Source organism: Nostoc sp., from assembly GCF_054880495.1.
The window spans coordinates 1-3,364 of the sequence record NZ_JBTYKD010000158.1 but is presented as its reverse complement, the minus strand read 5'-3'; the positions used below and the strand labels follow the sequence as shown (position 1 = coordinate 3,364).

The 3,364-nt window shown below is 45.2% G+C and carries 4 protein-coding genes and 2 pseudogenes; 2 read left to right on the top strand and 4 right to left on the bottom strand.

The window, feature by feature from the left end; genetic code table 11:
• Window positions 1–341, top strand: a pseudogene (locus tag ACYTXL_RS15840) (hypothetical protein); the annotation flags it as partial.
• Window positions 342–404: 63 nt separating this feature from the next.
• Window positions 405–1,043 carry a DUF4102 domain-containing protein gene (locus ACYTXL_RS15835; RefSeq protein ID WP_461925567.1) on the top strand — a complete coding sequence of 213 codons (639 nt, stop codon included), beginning with the start codon at window positions 405–407 and terminating at the stop codon, window positions 1,041–1,043.
• 5 nt (window positions 1,044–1,048) lie between these two features.
• Here the strand turns inward: ACYTXL_RS15835 and ACYTXL_RS15830 are convergent, their stop codons facing one another.
• The 4 genes and pseudogenes from ACYTXL_RS15830 to ACYTXL_RS15815 form a co-directional block, all read right to left on the bottom strand.
• Window positions 1,049–1,378: a hypothetical protein gene (locus tag ACYTXL_RS15830; RefSeq protein WP_461925566.1), complete on the bottom strand. Its 330-nt coding sequence runs from the start codon at window positions 1,376–1,378 to the stop codon at window positions 1,049–1,051.
• Between the two features lie 133 nt (window positions 1,379–1,511).
• On the bottom strand, window positions 1,512–1,820 hold the full coding sequence (locus tag ACYTXL_RS15825) for a hypothetical protein (RefSeq protein WP_461925565.1): 309 nt from the start codon (window positions 1,818–1,820) through the stop codon (window positions 1,512–1,514).
• A complete protein-coding gene (locus ACYTXL_RS15820) occupies window positions 1,817–2,395 on the bottom strand; it encodes a tyrosine-type recombinase/integrase (RefSeq protein WP_461925564.1) in 579 nt (192 codons plus the stop codon). Before ACYTXL_RS15820 ends, ACYTXL_RS15825 begins: the two co-directional genes overlap by 4 nt.
• Before the next feature lie 539 nt (window positions 2,396–2,934).
• Window positions 2,935–3,364, bottom strand: a pseudogene (locus ACYTXL_RS15815) (hypothetical protein); the annotation flags it as partial.

Genomic DNA, 3,364 nt, shown 5'->3' with positions numbered 1-3,364 from the left:
ATTTAAGTTACACTTCAGACCCTTCAAACGATAAGTCTGCCGTGACGGGTGATATACAGCAGCAGCATTCTAATTCTGATATCAACTTAGAAATTTTAGTCGAGAACGGTATACATTTTGACTCAAATGAGAAAGAAGTGCTTGAACGTCCAACTAATGAAATTAAGTTGGCACTTTTAATGTTTAACCTACGTGGTGGTTTTGAAAAATCGCACAATCCAGAAGGTTTTATACGTCGATGTTTACGTGAGCGATGGTGGGAGTTTCCGCGTAACTACAATCGTTTACTTGAAATGTTTGGGAACTCTACAGAGTGGGATGAATTATTTCCCTCTGGTTAATTCCTATGTATAAAAAAAACGGACGCGCTAAACGTCCGCGAATTCTATTACTTCAAAAACATTATGAAACATAATTCTGATGTGCCTCGGCAACTAGCATTATTTGCCATTGCACCAACAGTTGAAACAAGGACTACCGTTTACGATCCTTACTGGGATGAAATTGCGCCCGAACATCCCCAACCAGAACAGAGGTGGAATCCTGCTGACTTTGGAGAAGTCCCGCGCAAGTTCGACTCGGACGGACAACTGACAATTTTCTTTGATGAATCACTTGAGCCACCAGACCCAGATGATTATTTAAACCGGGATGATTATTCGGTTGCTTGGGAGCAGTGGGAAATACGTGTTCGGGCGCAAGTTACCTCAAGCACTACTGTAGCCACAGTAGAAACTCCTGTTCGGGCGCAGGTGACATTAGATACTAGAAAAGTTGCGCCCGAACACAATACCCACTGGGTAGAGAAGTACTGGGTAAAAAGGAGTGATAATAAATACTGGTATTTTCGGTACTGCTGGATGACGGGCAGGAAGAAAAACCGTGTTCATCTTGGCAGTGTGGACAGTATCATCGCCAAACGCAAAAAAGCAGATGTAGAAGTTTGGATCGGAGATGGTAAATTACCAGTGGAGATTAAACAGTTAATCCAAGGCTGGAAACATGATCCGTCCACCATGCCCAAGATGCCAACGCTGTCGTAAAGGCTTTATTCCCGCAACAGTTCTGGAGATTGCCTTAGCAGCTTCTGAAGTTTCCGCAACTCATCCCAGGTACGAGCGGTAATGTCTGGTTTTGCAAAAAGTTGTGTAGAGCGGTAATTCTTGGTTCTCCAAGCGATATAACGGTCAATTATCTGTAAAAAATCCCCTGGCAGTAAGGGGATGTCTTGAAAAAGGTCGTTTATCAGTTTGGAATCTACCGTTCTAGCGTAATCTAAAATTTGTTCTGCAAGTGCGATCGGTACGCGGATAGTTTGGGTTTTCCCGTGGTTCCAAGTCGGTGGGAAGCTGGTACTGTTTTGTCCGGGTCTGAGCATTGCCTGTTTCCTGTAATGCCTGTGTCATGGCAGGATACAGCGTTTTCGTGGCAAATGCAATTCTGGAAGTGGTTAATTGGAATCTAGGGAGTGGGGAGTTAAGAGTTAGGAGGATGACCATCGCAACGCCAGTTTAAGGATCTATTCGCAAACAGGGCTGGTACAGTTCCTTTACTTGATCCTCGGCAGTGCTTGATAGTATTTTTAGCGCGGTGGCTAGGTCAATGGGGTTTGCGTAGCCACCGCCTACCATTGCAAAATACAGCAATTCAACTTTTAAAAATAATTTTGCGTTGGCAGGCGGTCGAAAGCGATCGGCAGCGACACGAGAAGCTAAATGTCTGAGTTTGGCGGCTAATTCGGCCCGACTGTATTTGTCAGGAAAGACTGCCAATTCAGCTAGCTCAGTTTTCAGTCTTTGACACAGAGGAAAATTTTTCATAAAGTTGCGATCGCGTTTTTAACGTCATCGTCGGTTACATCGATGTAGCGTGAAAGCACTTTTAGGTCGGTGTGCCCAGTAGCTTTCTTGATCGTTGCCAAACTCACACCTCGTTTCGCCAGAGTGGTGATAAATGTGCGGCGGGTGGAATGAGTTGATATGCCTTTTGCAGTTAATCCCGCTTTTTCCACAGCTGACCGCAGAATCATATCTGCCCACCGCAGAGTAATTGGTTTATCTCCACTGCGATCGGCGAACAGATAAACAGAATTTATTCCTGGTTGATATGTAGGCAAGGATTGGGCAAGTACAGGATGCACAGGCACTTGGCGGGTTTGGCGTTTGCCGTCTGGGCTAGCCTTTCGAGTACGCGAGCGAAAAGTAATGTACTCTCTTGGCTTACGATCCAAGTAAACATCTTCAACTTGCAACTTAACTAAAGCACCCCAACGTTCTCCGGTATACCAAGCTAGATCCAGCAAAATCTTATACTTTTGACTTTTTATCTTATTGCGAATTTTTGAGTAGTCTGATTCTGTCAAAATAGCAGACTGCCCATTTCTATTAATTTTCATAGTTCTTCTCTTTCTGACTGTTCCGGTTTAACCACTCTCAATGGTTAAGTCGGAATATTTTTTTTTGAGTTATTAACTAAACTTGCTTTAATCCTATTCAGAGTAAGGCTTACACGCCATCAGTGATTATTCTACTTCTACTTAAAAGTGGAATATTTACGTTTTGTGAAAATACCTATTTAATTGAAAAATAGACTTTTAAAGTCTGCTATTTGAGTATTTTGGATGAATTGTTATTCTTGCATTTTCACAGAAGCAACAAGCGCTAATACGCCGGGCGTTCTAATTATTTCCGATGGTGCTACCGACACAAAGCATGTCGTCGGCAATACAGTTACTTCAATTCAAGTATCTGTAACTAGTGGATATTACAGTGGCTGCCTCGCCTATGTACTTGATATCGATGGTGCTTACGATGCCTCTGGAAATTCGGGAATCAGCGCGGCGCCTATCCAAATCAACATCGCCAATGGAGATTCAAGCTGCCCAGTCTTGCCTAAGTACGACTGCATTAACGGAGTGTGCATTCTTAGTGCTACCTATGGCACTCCAGGAATGTATGATTCATTGGTTGATTGCAGTGCGGCGTGTGGTACGGGAAGCTGCCCGACTTGTCCCACTTGCCCCGATCCGGTAGAGTGTCCAACTTGTCCCGATCCGGTAGTGTGTCCCACTTGTCCCGATCCGGTAGTCTGTCCAACTTGCCCCGATCCGGTAGTCTGTCCAACTTGCCCCGATCCGGTAGTCTGTCCGGCTCCAGTAGTGTGTCCGGCTCCAGTAGTTTGTCCGACTCCAGTAGTTTGTCCGACTCCAGTAGTGTGTCCAGCTCCAGTAGTGTGTCCAGCTTGTCCACCTCCAATAGTCATCACTCCAAATTGCCCCGCGTGTCCCGATTGCGCTCCTTGTCCCCCTTGTCCATCGGGTGGCAGTTCTGGGCAAGGTAGTCCATGTCCTCCGTGTCCTTCGGGT